The sequence below is a fragment of the Gammaproteobacteria bacterium genome (genome assembly GCA_013151035.1).
In the GTDB taxonomy this organism is placed as follows: Bacteria; Pseudomonadota; Gammaproteobacteria; order JAADJB01; family JAADJB01; genus JAADJB01.
In genome coordinates this window covers 39,130-64,079 of the sequence record JAADJB010000033.1, presented here as the reverse complement: position 1 = coordinate 64,079, position 24,950 = coordinate 39,130, and the positions used below count along the sequence as shown (strand labels likewise).

Annotated in this window: 24 protein-coding genes; 13 read left to right on the top strand and 11 right to left on the bottom strand. The window is 43.5% G+C overall.

Going from position 1 to position 24,950, the window contains the following annotated elements; genetic code table 11:
- Window positions 1-789: 789 nt before the first annotated feature.
- The 7 genes from ntrC to GXP22_07745 form a co-directional block, all read right to left on the bottom strand.
- Complete coding sequence (gene ntrC, locus GXP22_07775) at window positions 790-2,199, bottom strand: nitrogen regulation protein NR(I) (GenBank protein ID NOX09367.1); 1,410 nt, start codon at window positions 2,197-2,199, stop codon at window positions 790-792.
- Window positions 2,192-3,268 (bottom strand): PAS domain-containing protein, encoded by a 1,077-nt coding sequence (locus tag GXP22_07770; protein ID NOX09366.1) that lies wholly within the window; start codon window positions 3,266-3,268, stop codon window positions 2,192-2,194. The genes ntrC and GXP22_07770 overlap by 8 nt, the downstream gene beginning before the upstream one ends.
- Before the next feature lie 9 nt (window positions 3,269-3,277).
- A complete protein-coding gene (locus GXP22_07765) occupies window positions 3,278-3,811 on the bottom strand; it encodes a DUF4124 domain-containing protein (GenBank protein ID NOX09365.1) in 534 nt (177 codons plus the stop codon).
- A 133-nt stretch (window positions 3,812-3,944) separates the two neighbouring features.
- Window positions 3,945-5,354 (bottom strand): glutamate--ammonia ligase, encoded by a 1,410-nt coding sequence (gene glnA / locus GXP22_07760; GenBank protein NOX09364.1) that lies wholly within the window; start codon window positions 5,352-5,354, stop codon window positions 3,945-3,947.
- Between the two features lie 184 nt (window positions 5,355-5,538).
- The gene (locus GXP22_07755) at window positions 5,539-6,678 is read right to left on the bottom strand and encodes a cation transporter (GenBank protein NOX09363.1); all 1,140 of its coding nucleotides are present in this window, start codon (window positions 6,676-6,678) and stop codon (window positions 5,539-5,541) included.
- Window positions 6,678-6,923, bottom strand: coding sequence for a sulfurtransferase TusA family protein (locus tag GXP22_07750; GenBank protein ID NOX09362.1), 246 nt, complete (start codon window positions 6,921-6,923; stop codon window positions 6,678-6,680). The genes GXP22_07755 and GXP22_07750 overlap by 1 nt, the downstream gene beginning before the upstream one ends.
- A complete protein-coding gene (locus tag GXP22_07745) occupies window positions 6,920-7,963 on the bottom strand; it encodes a tRNA (5-methylaminomethyl-2-thiouridylate)-methyltransferase (GenBank protein NOX09361.1) in 1,044 nt (347 codons plus the stop codon). Before GXP22_07745 ends, GXP22_07750 begins: the two co-directional genes overlap by 4 nt.
- A gap of 261 nt (window positions 7,964-8,224) precedes the next feature.
- Here GXP22_07745 and GXP22_07740 point away from each other — a divergent pair, with 261 nt between their 5' ends.
- The 6 genes from GXP22_07740 to GXP22_07715 all read left to right on the top strand — a co-directional run bounded on the left by GXP22_07740 (window position 8,225) and on the right by GXP22_07715 (window position 13,463).
- A complete protein-coding gene (locus tag GXP22_07740; GenBank protein NOX09360.1) occupies window positions 8,225-8,767 on the top strand; it encodes an outer membrane beta-barrel protein in 543 nt (180 codons plus the stop codon).
- A 72-nt stretch (window positions 8,768-8,839) separates the two neighbouring features.
- Window positions 8,840-9,742, top strand: coding sequence for a glycine--tRNA ligase subunit alpha (glyQ, locus tag GXP22_07735; protein ID NOX09359.1), 903 nt, complete (start codon window positions 8,840-8,842; stop codon window positions 9,740-9,742).
- 13 nt (window positions 9,743-9,755) lie between these two features.
- Complete coding sequence (locus tag GXP22_07730) at window positions 9,756-11,843, top strand: glycine--tRNA ligase subunit beta (GenBank protein ID NOX09358.1); 2,088 nt, start codon at window positions 9,756-9,758, stop codon at window positions 11,841-11,843.
- 13 nt (window positions 11,844-11,856) lie between these two features.
- Complete coding sequence (locus GXP22_07725; GenBank protein ID NOX09357.1) at window positions 11,857-12,201, top strand: nucleoside triphosphate pyrophosphohydrolase family protein; 345 nt, start codon at window positions 11,857-11,859, stop codon at window positions 12,199-12,201.
- Window positions 12,201-12,743 carry a D-glycero-beta-D-manno-heptose 1,7-bisphosphate 7-phosphatase gene (gene gmhB, locus GXP22_07720; protein ID NOX09356.1) on the top strand — a complete coding sequence of 181 codons (543 nt, stop codon included), beginning with the start codon at window positions 12,201-12,203 and terminating at the stop codon, window positions 12,741-12,743. Before GXP22_07725 ends, gmhB begins: the two co-directional genes overlap by 1 nt.
- A gap of 15 nt (window positions 12,744-12,758) precedes the next feature.
- The gene (locus tag GXP22_07715; GenBank protein NOX09355.1) at window positions 12,759-13,463 is read left to right on the top strand and encodes a 1-acyl-sn-glycerol-3-phosphate acyltransferase; all 705 of its coding nucleotides are present in this window, start codon (window positions 12,759-12,761) and stop codon (window positions 13,461-13,463) included.
- A 134-nt stretch (window positions 13,464-13,597) separates the two neighbouring features.
- On the opposite strand, the gene gyrB is transcribed toward GXP22_07715, so the two are convergent.
- The 4 genes from gyrB to dnaA all read right to left on the bottom strand — a co-directional run bounded on the left by gyrB (window position 13,598) and on the right by dnaA (window position 19,857).
- On the bottom strand, window positions 13,598-16,021 hold the full coding sequence (gyrB, locus tag GXP22_07710; GenBank protein NOX09354.1) for a DNA topoisomerase (ATP-hydrolyzing) subunit B: 2,424 nt from the start codon (window positions 16,019-16,021) through the stop codon (window positions 13,598-13,600).
- A gap of 105 nt (window positions 16,022-16,126) precedes the next feature.
- On the bottom strand, window positions 16,127-17,197 hold the full coding sequence (recF, locus tag GXP22_07705) for a DNA replication/repair protein RecF (protein NOX09353.1): 1,071 nt from the start codon (window positions 17,195-17,197) through the stop codon (window positions 16,127-16,129).
- Window positions 17,198-17,212: 15 nt separating this feature from the next.
- Window positions 17,213-18,310 carry a DNA polymerase III subunit beta gene (dnaN, locus tag GXP22_07700; protein NOX09352.1) on the bottom strand — a complete coding sequence of 366 codons (1,098 nt, stop codon included), beginning with the start codon at window positions 18,308-18,310 and terminating at the stop codon, window positions 17,213-17,215.
- Between the two features lie 221 nt (window positions 18,311-18,531).
- A complete protein-coding gene (gene dnaA, locus GXP22_07695; protein ID NOX09351.1) occupies window positions 18,532-19,857 on the bottom strand; it encodes a chromosomal replication initiator protein DnaA in 1,326 nt (441 codons plus the stop codon).
- Between the two features lie 247 nt (window positions 19,858-20,104).
- Between dnaA and rpmH the strand changes: the two genes are divergently transcribed.
- From rpmH to GXP22_07660, 7 genes are all read left to right on the top strand, one after another.
- Window positions 20,105-20,239: a 50S ribosomal protein L34 gene (rpmH, locus tag GXP22_07690; GenBank protein ID NOX09350.1), complete on the top strand. Its 135-nt coding sequence runs from the start codon at window positions 20,105-20,107 to the stop codon at window positions 20,237-20,239.
- A gap of 73 nt (window positions 20,240-20,312) precedes the next feature.
- On the top strand, window positions 20,313-20,633 hold the full coding sequence (gene rnpA, locus GXP22_07685; GenBank protein NOX09349.1) for a ribonuclease P protein component: 321 nt from the start codon (window positions 20,313-20,315) through the stop codon (window positions 20,631-20,633).
- Entirely contained in the window at window positions 20,618-20,848 is a 231-nt protein-coding gene (gene yidD, locus GXP22_07680; GenBank protein ID NOX09348.1) for a membrane protein insertion efficiency factor YidD, read from the top strand. The genes rnpA and yidD overlap by 16 nt, the downstream gene beginning before the upstream one ends.
- 7 nt (window positions 20,849-20,855) lie before the next feature.
- Entirely contained in the window at window positions 20,856-22,529 is a 1,674-nt protein-coding gene (gene yidC, locus GXP22_07675; protein ID NOX09347.1) for a membrane protein insertase YidC, read from the top strand.
- Window positions 22,530-22,626: 97 nt separating this feature from the next.
- Window positions 22,627-22,947, top strand: coding sequence for a PilZ domain-containing protein (locus GXP22_07670; GenBank protein NOX09346.1), 321 nt, complete (start codon window positions 22,627-22,629; stop codon window positions 22,945-22,947).
- A gap of 39 nt (window positions 22,948-22,986) precedes the next feature.
- Window positions 22,987-24,339, top strand: coding sequence for a tRNA uridine-5-carboxymethylaminomethyl(34) synthesis GTPase MnmE (gene mnmE, locus GXP22_07665; protein NOX09345.1), 1,353 nt, complete (start codon window positions 22,987-22,989; stop codon window positions 24,337-24,339).
- 29 nt (window positions 24,340-24,368) lie between these two features.
- Window positions 24,369-24,944, top strand: coding sequence for a PhnA protein (locus GXP22_07660; protein NOX09344.1), 576 nt, complete (start codon window positions 24,369-24,371; stop codon window positions 24,942-24,944).
- Window positions 24,945-24,950: the final 6 nt, after the last annotated feature.

The window sequence follows — 24,950 nt, the reverse complement described above, 5'->3', positions numbered from 1 at the left end:
ATGATGGGGGGTGGTGGCATGATGGGGGGTGGTGGCATGATGGGAGGTGATGACGACGATGACGATGATGACGATGACGGCGATGACGGCGATGACGGCGATGAAAATAATAATAGCTGTAATACCGTCCTGGTCACGGCAGAACTGGATGATCGCAATCTATACAATCCTCAAGACCCAAATAGTGAAGATGTTATCCTGGCTACCCTTGGTGCATTTCAATATGCCAGTTGTTCAAACTGTGATTATGAAGATATAAGCAATCTAACACTGGGTAATGGGCAATATAACGAGATATCCATCAATCAATATGGCACCTTAACCTTTACCGATAGCAATGCCACCTATCTCATTAATGAACTGGAGATTGGTCAAAATGCTACCGTAACCCTGGCTCCTGGTGATTACTATATTAATGAATTCGATATATCATCATCAGCTACCCTGATTATTTCGCCTGAGGGTATCGTCAATATTCATATTGGTGATGATCTTGATATACACGAAAATGGTCAATGGAATACCAATGGCAATGCCTCTGATTTATGGATAAACCTCTATCCTGATGCCGAGGTAGAGATCAAACAAAACGCCATTATCAAAGGCTTGATTGTTGGTGAAAGCGCCGATGAGGTTACCCTTGAGTCAGGGGTTAATCTCACCGGAGCCATCCTCATTGGCGGTAGTGTTGACCTGCAATCCGGTGTTAATATCGACTTTACTGCCGAGGTTGCCCAGGCACTTCTCGGACAGGCCGTTGTAGAAAATAGTAGCTGGACGGAAAACTAATTATGGCTCCAGATCCAGTTCCTTGATTTTACGCGTCAGTGTGTTTCTACCCCAGCCGAGTAAACGTGCGGCATCCTGTCGTCTACCCGAGGTATATTTTAATGCCGCTTCTATCATCACCCGCTCAAACAAGGGTGTTACCTCATTAAGGATACCTTCATTACCGCTACTCAATTGCTGTTCTGCCCAGTTCTTTAAACCCTCATCCCATGATCGGAGCGATACCTTTTCTACACCACCCTCAACCTTTAATTCCGGTGGTAGATCCTCAATCTGAATCTCCTGACCCGATGCCATGACCGTTAACCAACGACACAAATTTTCCAACTGCCTGACATTACCCGGCCACTCTAACTGACTCAAGTAATTCTCCGTCTCAGTTATCAGGGATTTGGCTTCAACACGCAGTTCATTAGCTGCCATGATTAAAAAGTGCTGCATTAATATGGCAATATCCTCTCTACGCTCACGCAATGCCGGCATGTGTATACGAATCACATTCAAGCGATGAAACAGGTCCTCACGGAAGAGTCCATCCTGCACCCGTTGTTCGATATTCTGGTGAGTAGCCGCAATAATACGCACATCAACCTTAACCGGCGTGTGTCCACCCACACGATAAAATTCACCATCGGCAAGCACACGCAATAAACGCGTCTGCAATTCAGCAGGCATATCACCAATCTCATCGAGGAATAAAGTACCGTTATCAGCCTGCTCAAAACGCCCGATACGTCGCGCCTGCGCACCTGTGAAGGCCCCCCTTTCATGACCAAACAATTCCGACTCGAGTAAATCCTTCGGTATTGCCGCCGTGTTTAATGCAATAAAGGGCTCATTGGCGCGCGGACTATGGCGATGCAATGCCAATGCAACCAACTCCTTTCCTGTTCCTGATTCACCATTAATGAGCACAGTGATATTAGAACGAGACAAACGCCCAATTGCCCGAAACACCTCCTGCATCGCAGGTGCCTCACCGATAATCTCGGGCACCTGTTCTATTACCAGTGCTTCATCACCCGCAACTTGTTGTCTACGCCGATGTTCAGCGGCACGTTTCACCAACGCAACCGCCTCATCAATATCAAAGGGCTTGGGTAAATATTCAAAGGCACCACCATGATAGGCAGAGACCGCACTATCAAGATCGGAGTGTGCTGTCATAATAATCACTGGCAACTCAGGAAAGTGTTGCTGTATATCACTTAATAACTCCAGCCCATCAATTCCCGGCATACGAATATCCGAGATCAGGACATCCGGCTGATCCTGTTCCAGGGTATCGATAATACCACTGGCCGATTCAAAACAGAGCACCTCTATCCCCGCCTTTTTCAAAGCCTTTTCCAGCACCCAGCGAATCGAATGATCATCATCGATCACCCACGCCTTAATTAATTTACTCATCTTCTTCACTCTCCAACGGCATCTGTATTCTGAACACGGTATGACTAGGTTCACTCTCACATTCAATCAAACCACCGTGCAGATGAATCAACGACTGTGCAATACTTAAACCTAAACCTGTCCCCTCGGCACGATCCGTAATCATTGGATAAAAAACCTTTTCGATCATTGCCTCGGCAATACCTGGCCCATTATCAATAACTTCGATTCTTACCACTAACTTATGTCGTTTATGACCAATAGTAAACTGACGTTGCGCCCGGGTTCTAAGCGTAATACAACCCGCCTCACCCGTGCTCTCTATTGCCTGTGCTGCATTTCTAACCACATTTAATATGGCTTGTATCAATAATTCCGGTGCGGCAAAAAAATCAGGAATACTCGGATCATAATCCCGAGTAATATCCAGACCCTCACGACCTTCTGCCAATACCAGGCTACGCACATGCTCCAGTATTTGATGAATATTAACCTCGACCCTTTTCGGTAAACGATTAGGGCCCAACATACGATCCACCAGACTACGCAGACGATCTGCCTCACCAATAATAATACGGGTATATTCCCTCAGCTCATCACTATCAAGCTCCATCTCCAACAACTGTGCCGCACCTCTTAAACCACCGAGCGGATTTTTAACCTCATGTGCCACACCTCTTAATAACTCTCGCGCAGCATCCTGTTGCACTAATAAATTTTCTTCTCTGGATATTTGTATGTGTCGATCCACCTGTGTCAATTCCAGTAATAGCACCGTATCACACTCAGGCTCAAGCAAGGGCGTTACCGTCCAGTCCACTGTCAAACGCTCACCACTCGATAACTCCAGTGATAATTCACGCTCAGTATAGGGATGTTTTCTAGTTAAGGCTCGTTGTAGATGATAATCCTGCTGTGCAATATTCTTGATCAACTCACCTAAACGAATACCTGCCACACGACTAAAACTATATGCCAGCATATGCTCACCCGCTGGATTGATATATAACAAACGATAATCACTATCCAGCAAAATAATGGCTGTTGTTAAACCCTCAAGAATACGTTTTTCACCCTCTTTATTTAACATAAAAAAACTTCATCCAGGCTTCCTGAACAAAACCGAGTGTTTTCTTATATAGAATATATTTTGCTCACTCTCAATTAATAACTTACCATCACTATCCAGCAAGCGAATACTTAACCGGTGCTCACCCCGATCGATATTACTCAACGCATATTGTGCCTCTGTTAGCTCATCAACCAACACCTTATCATCCAGTATGATTTGATAGAAATGTCCCTTTTTCTTTTTCAAGGCAGGAACAGTGCTAAACTGAATATTAACAATCCCCTCCTGACTACGGATTGTTTGTTTATTTAATGGACTAAGCAAGGTCAGTTTTTGATAAACAAAATCGGTAGGATGCTTATCAGATTTCAGCTTCCGTTTTACTACGGGTGCCTTATAGGTATAAGTCGTCACCGGTTTTAATTTTATCGGCTCGGAACCTGCCATAGGACGATCACTAAACATGACATGTCCATCAGCATCAATACCTTTATAAATCTCGGCATTAGCCAGCAATGGCAATAATAATAGTAGCCATAAACCTATCGAGTTTTTCTTCATTGATAATCTCCAGAACATGGTGCGTAATACGCACCCTACCTTAAGGCAATGGCAAATAGTGTGCGCTGTCCTCCATTAAAAAGCAAAAAAAAACGCCTCCATCTGAAGGCGTTTTTTATCTACAGCCAATCTGTTACAAGCTGTAATACATATCAAACTCATCAGGATGAGTTGTCATGTTCAAACGAGTGACATCTGCCATCTTCAATTTAATATAGGCATCGATCGTATCATCTGTAAATACACCACCTGCAGTCAGGAACTTACGATCCTTATCCAGCTCTTGCAGTGCCATCTCGAGAGAAGTACTCACGGTCTTGATCTTCTTCTCTTCTTCTGGTGGCAGATCATAAAGATCCTTATCCATCGCTTCACCCGGATGAATCTTGTTCTTGATACCATCAAGGCCTGCCATCAACAAGGCAGCAAATGCCAGGTATGGATTCGCTGTTGGATCAGGGAAACGCACCTCAATACGACGTGCCTTGACATTTGAATCAAATGGAATACGCACAGAAGCAGAACGGTTACGCGCTGAATAAGCCAACATAACAGGTGCCTCAAAACCAGGAACCAGACGCTTGTAACTATTGGTACTGGCATTGGTAAAGGCATTTAATGCACGCGCATGTTTGAAGATACCACCAATATAATACAATGCCTTCTCGGACAGACCACCATACTTGTTACCTGAGAAGATATTCTTGCCTGCCTTGCCAATCGACATGTGAACATGCATACCACTACCATTATCACCCACTACTGGCTTCGGCATGAAGGTTGCTGTCTTACCGTAGATGTGAGCAATATTGTGTACTGCATACTTCAGGATTTGAACCTCATCAGCCTTCTTCAACAAGGTATTAAACTCGGTACCAATCTCACACTGACCGGCTGTGGCTACCTCATGGTGATGCACCTCAACCTTCAGACCCATCTCTTCCATTGCCATACACATGGAGGCACGAATATCATGCAGGGAATCAACGGGAGGAACAGGGAAATAACCACCCTTCACACCAGGACGATGACCAATGTTGCCATCTTCAAAGACGTGCTCTGAATTCCAGCATGCCTCATCAGAGTTCACCTTATAGAAGGAACCCTGCATATTCGATCCCCAACGCACATCATCAAGGATAAAAAATTCTGGCTCAGGACCAAAGAAAGCAGTATCACCAATCTTGGTTGATTTTAAATAAGCCTCGGCACGACGAGCAATAGAACGTGGATCACGCTCATAACCCTTCATGGTGCTTGGCTCCAGGATATCACAACGGATAATGATGGTTGGCTCATCCATGAATGGATCAATAAAAGCGCTGGTTGAATCAGGTAACAACACCATGTCTGATTCGTTAATACCCTTCCAGCCAGCGATGCTTGAACCATCAAACATCTTGCCTTCTTTAAAGAATTTTGCATTAACGACATTCGATGGCATCGTTACATGCTGTTCTTTACCAATGGTATCTGTAAAACGAAGATCAACAAACTTGATCCCCTTGTCCTTAATTTGCTTGATAACTTTAGTTGCGGACATTGTGCCCCTCCAAATATTATTTTAGAAACTCTACTTAATAGTGCATAAATTATGCCATATATGCCTAAGCTACGAAATCAAATAGTTACATTTCTGATCAATCAGAAATCAGTCATAAACGACCTAAAAAGGGGCGCAGCCTCCTCTATAGGCGCTATTTTGATGCAAACCCGCTTAAACAGGTTTAGCGATAATATACCTTCACTTCTCCAACCACAACCAATTCACGCGCCTTCTCGACCAGTTGCGATGATAAATCATCAGCTGACTCAATATTATCCAGTAGATGAATAGGTAAAACCACATCAATATGCACCTTACCACTCAGATAATGCAAGGTGATTTTTTTTATCTGATCAAAATCAATAATACCCGACCACTGCTTTTGTAAATCTTGCGTCACCTCAGCACGTAAAGGCAAACCCTCCGAAGGTGAATTTTCCTCATCATCCTCTGGATCAATATGCACCGTCACATCAGAGATATCCTCAAACTCCCCCTGCAAACGAAGACGCACCGCCTCGCCAATCTGATGCCCCTCCGAGACACTCAGGGTTGAATCAACCTGTAGATGTAGATCAATCAAGACATCACCGCCACTACGTCGACTCCTCAACATGTGCAACGAACGGACACCGTAAATATTCAAAATAGCAGCGCGAATCTCATTAACCTCATCCCTGTTCAAGGCCGTATCAATCAACTCATACAAACTATTCATACCCAGATCAATAGCAATTTTTGCAATCATCAAGGCAACACCCACCGCAGCAATCGCATCCAGATACGCCAAACCCGACATCGTACCTAGGATGCCCACCAACACCACGATAGAAGAGATGGCATCCGAACGATGATGCCAGGCATTCGCCTTTAATATAGGTGAACGCACCTTGTTAGCAGCATTCATCGTATACCAATATAAGGCCTCCTTACTCAATACCGATATAATAGCGATCACCAGGGTCAACGCACCAGGTATCAATAAGGTTTCCGGATGGAATAAACGACTCACCGCATCATAGGCAATCCCGATAGCAACCAGCAACAATAAAATACCCAGGGCAACGGTTGCCAGGGTCTCAATACGACCATGCCCATAAGGGTGATTTTCATCCGCTTCACGATGCGAGTGCTTTGCCGCATAGAGCACCATAAAATCAGTAATCAGATCAGAGAGCGAATGAATACCATCGGCAACCAACGCCTGGGAATGTAACAACCAGCCACCCATTACTTTGATAACGCTCAAAACCAAATTAACCAACAAACCAACAATGGTTACCTTGCGTACCTCCGGGTAATGTTTGGTCATCCTGTTCATTATTTTTCAGGAACCTCTTCCTGTATCGCCCTGACGGTAATAATAATCTCGTTATCCTGTTCCAGAGTATCAACAACTTCATGACCATGCACTCGGCACCAGGCCGGGATATCATGCAAGGCACCAGGATCAGTACAGGTGATTTCCAGTAAATCCCCCGTAGGCAAATCCTTAATCATATCCTGCGTTCTGATGACGGGCAGTGGACAAAGCATAAAACGCGCATCAATCTGATGAGTTATCATAGATACCACGCCTGCGGAAATTCGGATGCCGGCAAGGGTTTGACCTCGAACACCCGTTCCAGCCCGTCCACTTGCACCATCTTAACCTGTATCTGTTCGGCATCTTTACCCTGACTAAAGCGACCAATAATTCTGGCTGCCAGGATCAGATCCTCCTCACTCGCTGAACCATCAAGCAGAACCAATGGGCCATTAAAATCTATCACATGAAAATAGGTAAAACTCTTCTTATATCCCTCTAAGAATCGGTTTTCACCCTCTTCTCTTCCTACAATCAGCTTAAAATTAGCCGCAGGCCTGATATGTCTCCCCACTTTAAGCATCATAATGTCATCAATCTCATATTCCTTACAGCCCCGGTTTTGCCATAAATCAACCAGCTTATTACTGTATTTTTCATCCGTCAGAAAACAACAGCCCCCCGCTGGCTGGGCATAGTCCTCAAAACCAAAGTGCTTGGCTAAGGCTATTTGTGGCTTACGCGTTCGACCACTAAAACCGAGTAATTCCTCCCTTTTTACCCAACCCTCTCGTTCTGGCAAGGTTTCCGGGAGATTTTTTGCACATAAGGGTCGTAACAACCTGTCCTCAGCACCGGATTGAGCGGCAATCACCGGCATGGTGTCCTTACGTTGTGATTTAGGTCGTTGACCAACCACCTCTCCGGTAATAATAAAATCAAAATCATGCTCTTCAATCCACTCCTGAGCCTTCTTAACCATGAATATTTTACAATCTAAACAAGGATTTAGATTAGCACCATAACCATGCTTGGGATTGATCAATACATCCTTGTACTCTTCGATAATATCAACGATATGTAGTTTAATACCCAACTGCTCGGCTGACCACAGGGCATTATTACGTTTTGGCTTATTCTTATCCTTTTTGCGGATAGCATGAGTATGCCCCTCAACACAAAACCCCGTGTAGAAGTTAATCCCCTCCACATGAATGCCTTGTTCCTGCATTACCCTTGCCGCCAACAATGAATCCAGTCCCCCGGATATCAAGGCAACTGCCTTACGTTTTTTTGTCATACCATTACTGCCTCGTTAACTCGTCATTTGCTATTTGTTGTCATTCCCGCGCAGGCGCGAGGATGACAACTCAAAAGCTGATATTTTCATGTAATTCGACTATTCTAACAAAATCCACCTAATTTTCCCTCATACTAAAGTAGGGTTATTGGATTAATGCTGTTACAATCACGTCACAAGTAAATCTGTGTCCGCTGTTTTAGAGCGGGTACAGTGCATAATTTTACAAAAAATCTCAGTGTATATCTGATGGAGGAAACAATGAAAAATTATAAAATAGCCATACAAGGCATGATTTTAGCGACCGCCCTAGGTGCAACTACCGCTAATGCTGGTATTTACGTTGGTCTGTCTTATGGGCAGGCGAACGTTGATGATAATACGGTTGCCGGTCCGGTAAAAGAAAGTGGTACCGGCTGGAAATTTTCCGGTGGTCACGACCAGCTATTTTCTGAAATCTTTGGTTTTGATACTGGTTGGGTTGATCTTGGTGATCAAAATGAAAGAAGCGCTACTAAGGCAATCGACATGGAAACCGAAGGTTTTTACTTTATGGGGACTGCCAGCCATTACTTCAACAAAGACGTCAGTGTCTTTGCCAAGGGTGGTGTCATTTTCTGGGATCAGGATCTGCGTGATACTCTCACCACACGTAATGATTCCAACGATGGCACCGACCTTGCCTTTGGTATTGGCATGCAATACGGCATCAACTCTGTCCTTCAACTACGAGCAGAATGGGAACGTTACAACACGGCTATTCCTGTCAGCATGTTTAATGTCGGTATTGCTCTCAAATTCTAAAAACCTTGCTTGCCCGGTGCCGCTCCCGGCGGCACCGGTTATCACTGATAACCTTTTTGTACTGCATACTCAATGACTAATCCCGATGTAAAAACCTTTCAGGGCCTGATAATGGCACTGCAGCAATACTGGGCCAAACAAGGTTGTACACTGATACAACCGCTTGATATGGAAGTGGGTGCCGGTACCTTTCATCCCTCCACTTTTCTGCGCTCGATTGGCCCTGAACCCTGGCGTGCTGCCTATGTGCAACCCTCCCGACGACCCACCGATGGGCGCTATGGCGAAAACCCTAACCGGCTGCAACACTATTATCAATTTCAGGTTATCCTCAAACCCTCCCCGTTAAAGATCCAGGAGTATTACCTGGAATCATTAAAGCAACTGGGCATTGATCCTCTTGTTCACGATATCCGTTTTGTTGAAGATAACTGGGAATCCCCTACACTGGGTGCCTGGGGTCTGGGCTGGGAGGTATGGCTCAATGGTATGGAGGTCACCCAATTCACCTATTTCCAACAAGTCGGTGGACTGGACTGTCGTCCCGTAACCGGTGAAATCACCTACGGGCTGGAACGTATCGCCATGTATCTGCAAGGTGTAGAAAGTGTCTATGATCTGATCTGGACTCATGGCCCGGATGGCCCTGTGACCTACCATGATGTCTTTCATCAAAATGAAGTCGAGATGTCGACCTACAACTTTGAACACGCCAATATTGAATCGCTGTTTCAGTGGTTTGATACCTGTGAAAGTGAAAGCCAGTCACTCATTGAACAAGGTTTACCGCTACCGGCCTATGAAATGGTACTCAAGGCCTCACACACCTTTAACCTGCTGGATACACGCAAGGCCATTTCTGTGACCGAACGACAACGTTATATATTACGCGTTCGCTCCCTGTCCCGAGCCGTCGCCCAAACCTATTATGAAAGCCGTGAAGAAAAAGGCTTCCCGATGTTAAAATCGTCATAAACCGAGCATTAAAATGACCAACGAGAATAATGATTTACTCATAGAGATTGGTACCGAGGAACTTCCTCCCAAGGCACTGCAACGGTTATCCACTGTCTTTGCCAATGAAATCTGTCAAGCACTGGATAAAGCAAAACTGAGGTATAGCACCAGCAAAAGTTTTGCCACACCCAGACGACTTGCCATTCTGGTTTCAGGCCTGCAATCGGCACAAGAAAGTCAGGAGGTTTTACGCAAGGGCCCTGCGCTTGCGGCTGCCTTTGATGACGAGGGTTGCCCAACCCGGGCGGCTCTTGGGTTTGCAAAATCCTGTGGTGTTGAGGTTGAACAACTAGAACAGCAAACCGAAAAAAAAGGGACCTGGCTAGTTTATCGTAATACCGAACAAGGACAGACTACAACAGCACTCATACCTGATATTATTAAAAATGCATTAAACAAACTCCCTATTCCCAAGCGTATGCGCTGGGCTGATAAAAAAGATGAGTTTGTGCGTCCGGTACACTGGGTTCTGATACTGTTCGGCGATGAGGTCATCGAGACCAATATTCTTGGTATTGACTCCGCTCGTGAAACCCACGGTCATCGCTTTCATCACCCTGCACCTATTCGTATTGATCAGCCAGCCAACTATGAATCCATACTGGCTGAACAGGCATGGGTTATTGCTGATATGGATAAGCGCAAAGCAAATATTCTGCAACAGATTAATGCCACCGCAAATGAACTGAAGGGCACAGCCCATATTGACCCAGATTTATTGAATGAGGTTACAGCTCTGGTTGAATGGCCGGTAGCCATACATGGCAGTTTTGACGAGGCCTTTCTTGAGATCCCGGCGGAAGCACTAATCTCATCCATGCAAGATCATCAAAAATATTTTCCTCTACTGGATCAGGATGGAAAACTATTGCCTCACTTTATTACCATTGCCAATATTGAGAGTAAAGATCCGGCACAGATACAATCCGGTAATGAACGTGTTATTCGACCTCGCCTCGCCGATGCCGTCTTCTTCTGGCAGCAAGATAAAAAACAAAGTCTGGCACAGCGCGTTGCTGCCCTGGATAATATTATCTTCCAGAAAAAGCTAGGTAGTATTGGTGCCAAACAAAAACGTGTCGCTAAACTGGCACAGACCATTGCTAGTCATATCGGTGCCAATACAGAACATGCTCAACGTGCAGCACAGTTAGCAAAATGTGATCTTTTAACCGATATGGTGGGTGAGTTCCCTGACCTGCAAGGCACGATGGGACGCTACTATGCGCTGGAAGATGGTGAGAATACCGAGGTTGCTAATGCACTGAACGAGCAATATATGCCACGCAATGCCGGTGGTGAATTACCCGTATCCGCGATTGGTCAGACCCTTGCCCTGGCAGATCGTATTGATACCTTGATCGGGATATTTTCCTTAGGTCAGGCACCCACGGGAGATAAAGATCCGTTTGCATTACGCCGTGCAGCACTGAGTGTATTGCGTATTATTATCGAGTGTGAACTGGATCTGGATCTACAGGTATTATTACAACAAGCCGCCGATCAACTGGATGCTGATTTACACGATGATCAATTAGTGGTCAGCGTTTTTGATTTTATGCTGGAACGTCTACGTGCCTGGTATGCAGAAAAGGGAACACGCCCGGATATCTTTGAATCGGTCTATCAACTTAAACCCGTACGCCCTCTGGATTTTAATCAACGCATCCTGGCTTGTAATGAATTTATTAAATTACCTGAGGCCGAGACCCTGGCTGCCGCCAACAAAAGAATTCGTAATATCCTGCGCAAAACCGATGAAGCCATACCCGCTCAGGTTAATAGTGACTTATTAAAGGAAGCCGCTGAACAAAGATTATTCGCAGCCCTGGAGGCACTTTATCCTCAGGTCACACCGATGCTGGAACAAGGTGATTATACCCGTGCACTCACTACCTTAGCTGAGTTGCGTGACCCTGTTGACCAATTCTTTGATCAGGTCATGGTGATGGATAAAGATGATGCCCTACGCGGCAATCGCCTGGCACTATTAAATCAACTGGCAGACCTGTTTCTACAAGTTTCTGATATCTCTGTCCTACAATCAATCAGTGATTAAGGAACCTTAAAATATGAATGAGACAAACCATAAAAACAATTACTCTTCCATGCTGGAGGCGGTACAGGCATTCCATGACAAACATCAGTTCAAGGAAAAGGGTGGTGAAGATATGCCCTACCGCATTGCCTTGATGTCAGAGGAACTCGGTGAGATTGCCGCCTGTGTGACAAAGGGAAAAGGCATTGATGAACTCTCGGAGGAATGTGCCGACCTGTTAATCCTAATTATGGGTACCGCCATCGCTGCCAACTTTGATTTGAACCAGGCCTTCTGGAACAAGATGGAAAAAATTATGCAACGAGAATCACGCATGATTGATGGTCGCATTCGAGTATCGGAATTCAGGGATTGCTAATGGCAAAAAAACTGATAATTCTGGATCGGGATGGTGTTATCAATCAGGATTCAGATGACTTCATCAAATCCCCGTCAGAATGGATACCCATTGATGGTAGCCTCGAAGCCATTGCACGCCTAAACCACGCCGGTTATCGTGTTGTGATCGCCACCAATCAATCCGGTATTGCCAGAGAACTTTTTACCCTTGATACCCTCATGCGAATCCATGAAAAGATGCATTGTGCGCTTGCCGGGCTCGGCGGTAAAATCGAGGCGATATTCTTTTGTCCACACGGGCCAAAAGATCACTGTGATTGCCGTAAACCTAAACCGGGACTGCTGCATAATATTGCCAATCGCCTGCACGTTGATTTGCATCAAACCCCTGTCATTGGTGATTCATTACGTGATTTACAAGCCGCTGAAGCCGCTGATGCACAAGCCATTCTGGTGCGCACAGGAAAAGGAAAACGCACCCTGAACAAACTGGAAAATCCTGACCACTATCCTGTGTTTGATGATCTCGCCAGTTACACTAATTTTTTAATTAACCAGTAATGGTTGTTTGAATCCATGTTATTTGTACGCTCCCTGCTCTACTGGCTGGTTCTTGTTATATCCACCATCCTGTTTTCAATCCTTCTGATACCCCTCTACCTGATGCCTTTTTATGTGCGTATTCGTATGGACAGAGCCTGGATACATATCAACCTGTCGGCACTGAAATATCTCTGTAAACTGGATTATCAGGTTGAAGGGCTGGAAAACCTACCGGAAAAAAACGCCATCTTTCTCGCCAAACACCAATCTGCCTGGGAAACCATTGCCTTTCAAGCCTTCCTGCCTCCCTTGTCTTGGGTGTTAAAACAGGAACTACTACGAATCCCCTTCTTTGGTTGGGGGCTCGCCTGTATGGAACCGGTTGCAATCGATCGTAAAGCTGGTCGCCAGGCACTAAACCACATGATTAAACAAGGCTCAACCCGACTCAAACAAGGCCGTTGGCTCATGATTTTTCCGGAAGGCACACGCACCGCACCGGGTAAAAAAGCCATCTACCACCCCGGTGCTGGACTCTTGGCACAAAAGACCCACTCTCCGATTGTCCCCATTGCACACAACGCCGGTCTATACTGGCCACGCCGTGGTTTTATCAAACATCCGGGAACCATCCGGGTTGTGATTGGACCCTGTATGCCAACCACCGGCATGAAAGCAAAGGAAATTGTTAAAATGGCAGAGGAGTGGATTGAGAATAAGGTGATAGAGCTCTCTTAATGGTAGGGTGCGCATTGTATCTAGTTCCCATGGTCCTCCGTGGGAACTCATACCTCACTCGATACTTGTATACCACCATCTGCATTCCCACGCAGAGCATGGGAACGAAATAATATTTACCTTAAATATGCAATCTACACATCCAGGTTAGACACCCTCAAGGCATTCTCTTCAATAAATTCTCGACGTGGTTCAACGTTATCACCCATTAAGGTAGTAAACACCTCGTCAGCTGCCACGGCATCCTCAATACGAACCTGTAATAAACGCCGTGTCTCAGGGTTCATTGTCGTATCCCATAGCTGATCGGGATTCATCTCACCTAAGCCTTTATAACGCTGAATATGCTGTCCACGTTTTGCCTGTTGCAATAACCACTCGATCACTTGCTTGAAGTTATTGATTTGTAATTCTTTTTCTCCACGCTGAATATAAGCACCCTGCCCCAGCAAACCTTCCAGACGCGAACCCAGGCTCATCATACGTTCATATTCCGAGCTCTTAAAGAAACCGGATGAAAGATTTTGTTCTGCGCTTACAATGCCATAAGTTAAACGCTCGATGCTGATATTAAAAGCTTCATCCTCCGATGCCTGCATATTAAGGGCAAAACGATAACTTCTACCTGCTTGTTGATCGCTATTAACCCAATCCCCCAGGTTTTTACACCAATCCGTCATAAAGGCTTTATCAGATAGATTTTCTTCTTTTAAAACAGGGAGATAAACTATTCTCTCTAATAGCATTGCATCATATCGAAGACTTAAGCGCTTAATCATCGCCTCAACCGCCATATAGGCCTTGGCAAGGTCCTCCAACGCCTCTCCAGCAATACTGGGGGCATCGGCATTAACAAACAATTGCGCCCCATCAAGTGCTGTCTGTAACAACAGATTATTTAATGACTGATCATCCTTAACATATTGTTCTTGCTTGCCTTTTTTTACTTTATACAAAGGGGGCTGGGCAATATAGATATACCCTCTTTCGACTAATTCAGGCATCTGACGATAGAAAAAGGTCAGCAGCAAGGTACGAATATGTGATCCATCAACATCAGCATCGGTCATAATAATAATATGATGATAACGCAGTTTATCAATATTGAACTCCTCATGACCAATACCACAGCCTAAGGCAGTAATCAGGGTACCCACCTCCGCTGAGGATATCATCTTGTCAAAGCGTGCCTTTTCAACATTCAGGATCTTACCCTTTAATGGCAAAATCGCCTGATGTCTACGATCCCTGCCCTGTTTAGCAGAACCACCAGCGGAATCACCCTCCACCAGATATAATTCAGACAGAGCCGGATCTTTCTCCTGACAATCAGCCAGTTTTCCGGGTAAACCTGCAATATCCAGAGCACCCTTACGGCGTGTCATCTCACGTGCTTTTCTGGCCGCCTCTCTAGCCCTGGCAGCATCAACAATCTTTGAGGTAATCCCCTTTGCCTCTGCTGGTTGTTCTAGTAAAAACGCCTGTAACTGCGCAGACATCGTTGATTCTACTATGCTTTTTATCTCAGAAGAGACCAACTTATCCTTCGTTTGTGAAGAAAACTTAGGATCTGGAACCTTTACCGATAAAACCGCTGTAAGCCCTTCTCTGGCATCTTCACCGGTTAAAGAGACCTTAGCCTTCTTCGCCAGACCTTCTTTTTCAATATACTGATTCAAGGTTCGAGTGAGTGCCGAACGAAAACCCGCTAAATGAGTACCGCCATCCTTTTGTGGAATATTATTGGTAAAACAAAAGATATTTTCCTGATAAGAATCGTTCCATTGAAAGGCAACCTCAACCCCTACATCCTCTTTCATCGTATCAAAATAAAATACACTGGGATGTAGAGGCGTTTTATTACGATTAAGATGTTCAACAAAGGCCTGAATTCCGCCTTTATATTCGAAGGTATCCGTCTTATCACTGCGTTCATCATTTAAACGAATACAGACACCGGAATTTAAAAAAGAAAGCTCTCTTAAACGCTTAGCAAGAATATCATAATGAAATTCAATATTAGTAAAGGTGTTAGAGCTAGGCTTAAAACGAATACCTGTACCCGTTTTATTTGTTGAACCCGTTGATTCTAAAGGCTTTACTGGTTCTCCATAAGAATATTCCTGCTCATAAACCTTACCGCCTCGATTAATAACAAGATTTAATGACTCTGATAGAGCATTAACAACCGAGACACCCACACCATGCAAACCACCCGATACCTTATAGGAATTATCATCAAACTTACCCCCTGCATGAAGCACGGTCATAATAACCTCAGCAGCTGAACAGCCCTCTTCCGGGTGAATATCAACCGGAATACCTCGACCATCATCAGAAACCGAAACCGAATTATTAGTATGTATCGTGACATCAATCTGAGAACAATGACCCGCAAGCGCCTCATCAATCGAGTTATCGACTACCTCGAATACCATGTGGTGAAGACCTGTGCCATCATCGGTATCACCAATATACATACCGGGGCGCTTACGAACCGCATCTAAGCCCCGCAATACCTTAATACTGGATGAATCGTAAGACGTATTATCACTCATGGATTATGCCTACCTAAAATATATAATTGACCAAAGATTCTCCGGTCATTGTAACACTTATACCCTGCTTACGCCGGTTTAACCTAAGAACGCTCAGATCTAAAATCAAACAACTATTCCATGTTTCACGTGAAACACTTTTTTCTGTGGAAGATCTAATAAAACAACATCCTCTTCATTAACAGTCGTAATAAAAACCTGGGCATTTAATTCAGCTAACTCACTTAAAACCCTACGACGATGCTCCTCATCCAATTCAGCGGATAAATCATCAACCAAAAACAAACACTGTTTGTTGGTTACATTTGAAAACAATACCGCCTGGGTGATTAACATCGCAATTGTTAATAACTTCTGCTGCCCCCGTGAAATATATTCTTGTACCGGTCTATCATTGATTGTAAGCACAAGATCGGCACGATGGGGGCCGTATCGGGTAAAACCCTTATCCATATCCTTATCTATATTATCTTGTAAATAGGCTTGATAATCACTTGATTCTGCCCATCCAGAGCGATACTGAATATCGACACTATCACAATCAAATATTTTTTTTATATTACATATCAATAAATTAGAGAAGTTATTAATATAGGATGATCTTAATTGATGTAATTTTTCTGCTGATTCAGATATCTCATTATCCCAAGCAGAAATCTGCGCCTGCCCTGCCCTGGTTCTTAAAACCGCATTCCTTTGTCGTAATGCCCGCATAAAGCGTTGCCAAACCAAAAAAAAGGAGGGTTCCACGTGAAACACTCCCCAATCCAGGAAGCGTCGCCTGAATTTAGGGCCCCCCTGCAATAGATTATGACTATCAGGGTCAATTAACTGAATGGGTATTTTGCTGGCAAGACTCGCTACCTGTTGTACCGACTGACCATTGATGTGGATTTTTTGTTTCCCTTTCTTACTCTCTATGCCAACCGAAAAAACGCCTTTGTTTGGATCATCGATTTTTCCATGCACAATAAAACTACTTGTCTCATGTTGTACTATTTTTTCAAATTTACGTGTACGAAAGGATCGGGCGTGGCCTAAATAATAAATTGATTCTAGAATACTGGTCTTCCCTGCCCCATTCGCCCCTACAAAATAATTAAATCCCTCGGATAATTCCAGATTCAGGGTTTTGAAATTACGGAAATTTTGAATAGATAGATATTTTAATGCCATATAACAAAGAACAAACTAAAGTCTCATCGGCATAACAACGTATTTATAAGCCTCTGTAACCGGTGATTTAACCAAACAACTGCTATTAGTATCACTTAATATCATCTGAACTTGATCTGAGGTTACCGCTGATAAAGCATCTAACAAATAGGTTACGTTAAAACCAATCTCTAAAGATTCTCCCTGATAATCAATTTCTATCTCCTCTTCAGCCTCTTCCTGCTCAGGATTATGCGCCTGTATTTTTAATAACCCGGATTCCAGTAAGAACCTGATTCCCTTATATTTTTCATTAGAAAGAATAGAGGTTCTAGTCAAAGCCTGACGCAAAATATCACGCTCAACAATCACATTTTTATCACCGCCTTTAGGAACAACTCGCTGGTAATCTGGAAAACGCCCATCAATCAATTTAGAGGTAAAACGTGTGTTTTCTGAATAAATACGAATATGATTACTACCAATCTCTACCTTTGCCTCACCCTCTTCTAATAAACGTAATAATTCCTGAATACCCTTACGAGGAACAATAACCTGGTAAGGTTCTTCAACATCATCTATCGCAATTTCAAAATCACCCAATGCTAAACGATGTCCATCAGTAGCCACTGTACGTAATCTTTCACTGGATAATTCAAACATTAAACCATTCAGATAATAACGAACATCTTGTTGAGCCATAGAGAAGTGCGTTGATTCTATTACACTTTTTAAATCTTCTTGTGCAATAACAAAGGATTTTGCACTCACAATATTTTCTACAATTGGAAAATCAGTTGCCGGTAAACAGGATAAGGAAAAACGACTCTTAGCTGAACGAATAATAATATGATCGTCTTTTTGACTAACATTAAGATTAGCCCCTTCTGGTAAAGTTCGACAAATATCCAGTAATTTACGTGCTGGTACCGTAATCTCCCCTTCTTCCTTAATCTCTGTTTCTACCTCGGAAGAAAGTTCAACCTCCAGATCGGTTGCTGTTAAATTTAATTTATTACCTTTGGCCTTAATTAATATATTTGCCAATATAGGCATAGTCGATCTACGTTCAACTACACCTGTTACATGTTGTAAAGGTTTTAAAAAGGTTTCTCGTTGAATTGTAAATTTCATATTCTTTCCTGATCTCTATATATTAATATAAGTATATTATATAAAACCTATTACTATTATTAGTCTCGCCGTTTTCTGTTGATAACCACAAAAACACCATTATTTTCAATTGGTTGCATATAGTAATAACCCCTATCATAAGCACCATTATAATATGTTGATAAAATGTTAACAAATTTGCTTAATGTTTGAATGAAAATATTACCCACAAGTTATCCACATCATGTTGATAGTGTTCTTAATAGGTTGTTATAGTCGTCCATTACTCTGGAATCACTTCCTCGTAATTCAACTACTTTCTTGCATGCATGAATAACGGTTGAATGATCTCTACCACCAAAGGCATTACCAATTTCTGGTAGGCTATGGGTTGTCAGTTCTTTTGCTAATGCCATTGCAATCTGTCGAGGTCGGGCAATGGATCGGCTACGTTTAGGCGATAACATATCTGAGATACGGATTTTATAATAATCAACAACGATTTTTTGTATGTTTTCAATGGATATTAATCGATCGCGTATCGCCAAAAGGTCCCTCAAGGCCTCTTTGGTAAAACTTAGATTAATGGCTTGATTGGTGAAACGGGAATTAGCGATAACTCGACGTAAGGCCCCTTCTAATTCACGAATATTGGATTGAATACGTTCAGCGATGAAAAAAGCAACATCCGAAGGTAGATCAATATTGGCCTGGTGAGCTTTATTCATCAAGATAGCCACACGTGTTTCAAGTTCAGGGGGTTCAATGGCCTGGGTCAGTCCCCAGCCAAAACGTGATTTCAGACGTTCTTCCAGGCCATTAACTTCTTTAGGATAACGATCACAAGTAAGAATGATTTGTTGATTACCTTCTAGTAAGGCATTGAAAGTATGGAAAAATTCTTCTTGTGACCGTTCTTTTCCAGCAAAAAACTGAATGTCATCAATGAGCAAGGCATCAACGGATCGATATAAACGCTTAAATTCATTAATGGTGTTATGTTGTAAGGCCTTGACCATATCACCAACAAATTTTTCAGAATGCAGATATTTAACTCGAATATTCGGGTTTTTTTCAATTAAAAAATTGCCAACGGCGTGCATTAAATGAGTTTTTCCTAAACCAACACCGCCATAAAGATACAAGGGATTGAAGGCCTTACCAGGATTTTCTGATATCTGTAAGGCAGCGGCACGCGCCATCTGGTTGGATTTTCCCTCAACAAAATTATTGAAAGTATAGCTTGAATTCAGGCCGTTATTGAGTGATGAAATATTAGTTATTGTGTTTCCGGATTGTATCGGTGTAACTAGATTAGTTTTTTTCTCAACTTGACGTGTGCCAATTTCAAGCTGGATATCAGGCACAAAATCAGTACAAAGATCTTTAATAACCTTTTGAATAATATCAATAAAATTATTATTGACATAATCCAGGACAAAACGATTGGGTGCTAATAAACGAATGGATGTTTGTTCTTCGATGGCATGTAATGGTCTTATCCAGGTGTTGAATTCCTGTTCAGGTAATTCATTTTCCAGACATTTCAGGCTTTTATTCCACAACATGACAGGCACGCAAAACCCCAGATAATAATTATTAATGGCAAGGAGAGAAAGTCTAAACCTGTTACGGTGAGTAATCCAGAATTAATATATTACATATCCTGTTAACCCAAAGTCTGCTCTTCCCCGATGCGGGTAATCCCCTTGACTCCCGTGAGCATACACACTAGAATTGCGCGTCTCCGGCACCACTCTGGATGGGGTGGTATGCTTCAACCTTATTAATTTTTAGCTATTGGCAGTCAACACGATGAAAAGAACATTTCAACCTAGTAACCTTAAGCGTAAACGCAATCATGGTTTTCGTGCTCGTATGAGCACAAAAAATGGACGTCTTATAATCAAGGCTCGTCGGGCAAAAGGCCGCGCACGTTTATCTGCCTAGAGTCATTGATAGCGCGGGCTGAAGACCTTTGTTAGTAGCACATCGTTTTCATTTTTCCAGATGCCAGCGTTTATTGAAGCCCTCTGAATACCGCAATGTATTTAACACAGGCATTCGTTTTCATGAAAAAACAATGCTGATTATTGCGACAAAAAATACATATGGGATATCTCGTTTAGGTTTGGCTATAGCCAAAAAAAATGTAAAAAAGGCGGTCGATCGTAATCGGATCAAGCGTGTAGCGAGGGAAAGCTTCCGTCATAATCAATCCATATTGAAGGGCATCGACATTATTGTTGTTGCTCGAGCAAATATGGCTAGCAATAACAATCAGGTATTGCAGAAAATATTGGAGAGGAACTGGGTGCGTATTCAATCATGCAAACAATTTTAATATTTCTGATCAAGATATACCGTTATTTATTTAGCCCATTACTGGGATCAAACTGTCGTTTTTATCCAACGTGTTCCAGTTATGCGATAACCTCTATTCAGCGTTACGGTGTGTTGCGCGGCTCATGGTTGATGATACGACGTATCGGTCGTTGTCACCCGTGGCATGAAGGGGGCATCGATCCCGTCCCGGAAAAACAGACTCATTCTCATTAGTAGGCCTATGGAAAATCAACGATTAATCTTATTTATTGCCCTTTCTTTTGTTAGCTTGATGTTATGGGATGCCTGGCAGAAGGATTATGCACCGCCACCTGAGATTGTTGTGGTACAGGATGCGGTAGAGCGGGGTAGTCCCATACAGATTGATGATCTGCCGGGTGTTGGGGGTGACGATATTGCGTTACTGGATGGCGCACCATCGGTCGATGTGGCACCTCTTAGAAGTGAGTTAAATAGCTTATCGCGTATCCATGTTGTTACTGATGTGCTGGATATAGAGATCGATACCTTAGGTGGCGATATTCGTTATGCGGGACTAAGAGATTATACGGTTGAGGTTAATGGCGAAAGCGAACCTTTTTCCTTAATGAGGGAAACCTTACCAGGGCTGTTTGTTGCTCAATCCGGGCTTAATTCTGCTGGAAAAATAAAGCCCAGTCATCATATTCGTTATCAATCTCGGCAGGATCAATATCAGTTAACAGCGGGTGCGGGTACATTAAAGGTCCCATTATACTGGACGAGTCCAGAAGGTCTGGAGGTCATCAAGACCTACACCTTTTATGAAGGCGAATACTTGATTGATGTGGAGCATCGGGTTCTAAATGAAACGGGTACGACATGGAAGGGTAATCAATACAGCCAATTACAGCGCTCTGAGCCCGATACTTCTGCAGACTCCAGATTTATTTATATCTATACCGGTGGGGTTATTTATAGCCCTGAGGATAAATATGAAAAAATAGCCTTTGATGACATGGTTGAGAAAAATCTGAGTAAAACGGTTGCAAATGGCTGGGTTGCGATGGTCCAGCATTACTTTTTTAGTGCCTGGATACCCGATAAAAATGAAAAAAACCTTTTTTATACCAAGGCGTTAAACAATCCACGCTATATTATTGGTAGTGTTGGCCCAAGTCAGAAGATTGAAGATGGTGGTGAGTTTTCTTTTAAACGTAAACTGTATATTGGGCCAAAGGATCAGGATAAGCTGGTAACAATTGCAGAGGGTCTGGAGTTGACCGTGGATTACGGGGTATTTACTGTGATTGCCCAGCCGATCTTCTGGTTGTTAAAGAATATTCATTCCATGGTCGGTAATTGGGGTTGGTCTATTATCCTTTTGACAGTATTGATCAAGGGGATCTTTTATAAACTATCTGAGACCAGTTATCGTTCGATGGCGAATATGCGTCGTATTACCCCACGCTTGAAGGCTCTGAAGGATCGTTTTGGCGATGACAAGCAGGGTATGCATAAGGCGATGATGGATATCTACAAGACCGAGAAGATTAACCCTCTTGGTGGTTGTTTACCTATTTTGGTACAGATTCCGGTATTTATCTCTTTATACTGGGTTTTACTGGAGGCAGTCGAGTTAAGGCAGGCACCTTTTATCTTCTGGATCAGTGATTTAGCAACAAAAGACCCTTATTATGTGTTGCCATTGCTTATGGGTATCTCGATGTTTATTCAGCAGAAGCTGAATCCACCACCGATGGATCCGATTCAGGCTAAGGTGATGATGTTGTTGCCCTTTATCTTTACCGTTTTCTTTGCCTTCTTCCCATCGGGTCTGGTATTGTACTGGGTCGTGAATAATGTTTTATCAATCTCACAACAGTGGGTTATTACCCGCAAGGTGGGGACGGGTAGTCATTCGTTAACATCGTAATATGGTTTATGCGTTTGATTTTTTTCTTCGATGATCTAGTATGTATACTAAGGGCGTAGAAAAAAGGCGATGTTCGTTTGAATAAAGGGTGGTGGTTATGAGTAATTTACAACAAGAAAGCATTAACCGAAGAATTTATGATCGTATCAGTTTGGGCGCAGAAGGTACCTTGAATTGTGACGGCCTGTATTATTTTGTAAAGACCTGTGATCTTTCGGCAGGTGGAACCCAGCTTGTTATTGAAACCGATACCTTGCCAAGCAAGGATAAGCTTTCTGTCGTTCGTTTTGATGGCCCTGGTTTTGGGGCTCTTGCCAGGATACTTTGGCATCGGTCAATCGGAGAGGGTACCTTTACCCTGGGTATGGAGTTTATAAAGGCTTTTCCATTATCCATGGAAGAAGCGAGACTTAATTAATTATTCGTTTTTCTCTCATAGCCCGATAGAATACGTGCTATGAGTAACACTACAGATACTATTGCTGCATTAGCAACCCCGCCAGGTCGAGGTGGGGTTTCAATTATTCGTGTCTCTGGCCCCAGGGTTCCTGATATTCAACAGCTGTTGCTGGGTAAAATATTGTCTCCCCGATATGCTGATCTTGTTGATTTTCTAGATCAACAAGGTGATCCCCTGGATCGAGGTATTGCGCTTTATTTTCCTGCACCCCACTCTTTTACCGGAGAATCTGTCCTGGAACTACAGGGACATGGTGGTCCTGTCATCATGGATATGTTGCTGGAACGCGTGCTTTCATTGGGTGTGCGTATGGCGCGGCCCGGTGAGTTTTCAGAACGTGCATTTATTAATGATAAATTGGATCTGGCTCAGGCTGAGGCAATTTCAGACCTGATTGAGGCGGGTAGTGTGCAGGCGGCAAGGGCGGCCTTGCGTTCCCTCAAGGGTGAATTTTCTAGTTATATACATGATTTGTTAGCAAAACTGGTGGAGTTACGCATGTATGTTGAGGCAGCGATTGATTTTCCTGAGGAGGAGATTGATTTCCTGGCGGATGAGGGTATTGTCAAGCAACTGAACGCACTGGAGCAGGCGCTTGATGAATTGATTAGTCGAACCGGGCAGGGTTGTTTGCTACGGGAAGGCATGACGGTTGTTATTGCGGGCTGTCCGAATGCGGGTAAGTCCAGTTTGCTTAATTGTTTGAGTGGTCGGGATAGCGCGATTGTTACTGAGCAGGCAGGGACAACCCGGGATATATTGCGTGAGGCGATTAATATTAATGGCTTGCCCTTGCATATTATTGATACGGCAGGTCTGCGTGAGAGCGATGATATTGTTGAGCAGGAGGGTGTGCGCCGTGCCTGGTCTGAGATTGAAAGCGCCGACAGAATATTATTGCTGATAGATGATAACAAGGGGTTTAGTGAGGAAGATAAAGGGATTGTTGATCGTTTTCCTCAGCATATCCCCTATACTCGTGTACTTAACAAGATTGATCAGACGGGAAAGAAGGCGGAGATACTGGAAGGCGATAATGAAACCAGTATTTTTTTATCGGCAAAAACAGGGCAGGGTGTTGATTTGTTACGGCAACATCTGGAGCAGTTAGTGGGTTATGAAGGACGGCATGAGGGTGAATTTATTGCTCGGCGCAGACACTTGGATGCCTTACGTCGAGCACAGTTATCAGTACAATCCGGGCATCAACAGCTCACGCAACAGCGTGCTGGTGAACTGTTGGCAGAAGAGCTACATCAGGCGCAACATGCCTTGAATGAGATTACAGGTGAATTTAGTAGTGATGACTTATTGGGTAGGATCTTTTCCAGTTTTTGTATAGGGAAATAATTTAGCTTATTTAAATAGTTGGATAAAGTATGGGTATAGAAACAGAATTAAAAAATCGTAGTGAATCAAAATGTGAATTGTGTGGTGCTACCGATGACCTCCGTGTGTATGAGGTGCCTCCGGTTGATACGGCTACAGTGGATCAATGTATATTGATTTGTAATACCTGTTATGAACAAATCGAAGCACCGGAAAAGGTTGATGTTAATCACTGGCGTTGTCTTAGTGATAGTATGTGGACTCAAGTGTCGGCGGTGCAGGTGATGGCATGGCGAATGCTGACTCGTTTAAGCGCAGAGGGTTGGCCGCAGGATCTGTTGGATACGTTGTATCTGGATGATGAAACAATGATATGGGCACAGGATGTTGTTGAAGGACAGCCCCCTGAAGATGAGGTCAGGCATATCGATAGTAATGGTGTGGTGCTTTCTGCGGGTGATACGGTTACATTGATTAAGGATTTAAATGTGAAAGGGGCAGGCTTCACTGCCAAGCGCGGTACAGCGGTACGCGGGATCTCTCTAGTGGCGGATAACCCGGAGCATATTGAGGGGCGAGTGAATGGACAAAAGATTGTTATTTTGACCTGTTTTGTTAAAAAATAAGACTTC

Excerpts from the sequence above, each read along its gene's own strand:
- GXP22_07715 (NOX09355.1), top strand. The coding sequence starts at position 12,759 with ATGTTATTTGTACGCTCCCTGCTCTACTGGCTGGTTCTTGTTATATCC.
- gmhB (NOX09356.1), top strand. The coding sequence starts at position 12,201 with ATGGCAAAAAAACTGATAATTCTGGATCGGGATGGTGTTATCAATCAG.
- glnA (NOX09364.1), bottom strand. The coding sequence starts at position 5,354 with ATGTCCGCAACTAAAGTTATCAAGCAAATTAAGGACAAGGGGATCAAG.
- GXP22_07660 (NOX09344.1), top strand. The coding sequence starts at position 24,369 with ATGGGTATAGAAACAGAATTAAAAAATCGTAGTGAATCAAAATGTGAA.
- dnaN (NOX09352.1), bottom strand. The coding sequence starts at position 18,310 with ATGAAATTTACAATTCAACGAGAAACCTTTTTAAAACCTTTACAACAT.
- dnaA (NOX09351.1), bottom strand. The coding sequence starts at position 19,857 with ATGTTGTGGAATAAAAGCCTGAAATGTCTGGAAAATGAATTACCTGAA.
- GXP22_07725 (NOX09357.1), top strand. The coding sequence starts at position 11,857 with ATGAATGAGACAAACCATAAAAACAATTACTCTTCCATGCTGGAGGCG.
- mnmE (NOX09345.1), top strand. The coding sequence starts at position 22,987 with ATGAGTAACACTACAGATACTATTGCTGCATTAGCAACCCCGCCAGGT.
- GXP22_07730 (NOX09358.1), top strand. The coding sequence starts at position 9,756 with ATGACCAACGAGAATAATGATTTACTCATAGAGATTGGTACCGAGGAA.
- GXP22_07755 (NOX09363.1), bottom strand. The coding sequence starts at position 6,678 with ATGAACAGGATGACCAAACATTACCCGGAGGTACGCAAGGTAACCATT.
- GXP22_07765 (NOX09365.1), bottom strand. The coding sequence starts at position 3,811 with ATGAAGAAAAACTCGATAGGTTTATGGCTACTATTATTATTGCCATTG.
- rpmH (NOX09350.1), top strand. The coding sequence starts at position 20,105 with ATGAAAAGAACATTTCAACCTAGTAACCTTAAGCGTAAACGCAATCAT.
- gyrB (NOX09354.1), bottom strand. The coding sequence starts at position 16,021 with ATGAGTGATAATACGTCTTACGATTCATCCAGTATTAAGGTATTGCGG.
- GXP22_07740 (NOX09360.1), top strand. The coding sequence starts at position 8,225 with ATGAAAAATTATAAAATAGCCATACAAGGCATGATTTTAGCGACCGCC.
- GXP22_07770 (NOX09366.1), bottom strand. The coding sequence starts at position 3,268 with ATGTTAAATAAAGAGGGTGAAAAACGTATTCTTGAGGGTTTAACAACA.
- yidC (NOX09347.1), top strand. The coding sequence starts at position 20,856 with ATGGAAAATCAACGATTAATCTTATTTATTGCCCTTTCTTTTGTTAGC.
- GXP22_07750 (NOX09362.1), bottom strand. The coding sequence starts at position 6,923 with ATGATAACTCATCAGATTGATGCGCGTTTTATGCTTTGTCCACTGCCC.
- glyQ (NOX09359.1), top strand. The coding sequence starts at position 8,840 with ATGACTAATCCCGATGTAAAAACCTTTCAGGGCCTGATAATGGCACTG.
- yidD (NOX09348.1), top strand. The coding sequence starts at position 20,618 with ATGCAAACAATTTTAATATTTCTGATCAAGATATACCGTTATTTATTT.
- GXP22_07670 (NOX09346.1), top strand. The coding sequence starts at position 22,627 with ATGAGTAATTTACAACAAGAAAGCATTAACCGAAGAATTTATGATCGT.
- recF (NOX09353.1), bottom strand. The coding sequence starts at position 17,197 with ATGGCATTAAAATATCTATCTATTCAAAATTTCCGTAATTTCAAAACC.
- ntrC (NOX09367.1), bottom strand. The coding sequence starts at position 2,199 with ATGAGTAAATTAATTAAGGCGTGGGTGATCGATGATGATCATTCGATT.
- GXP22_07745 (NOX09361.1), bottom strand. The coding sequence starts at position 7,963 with ATGACAAAAAAACGTAAGGCAGTTGCCTTGATATCCGGGGGACTGGAT.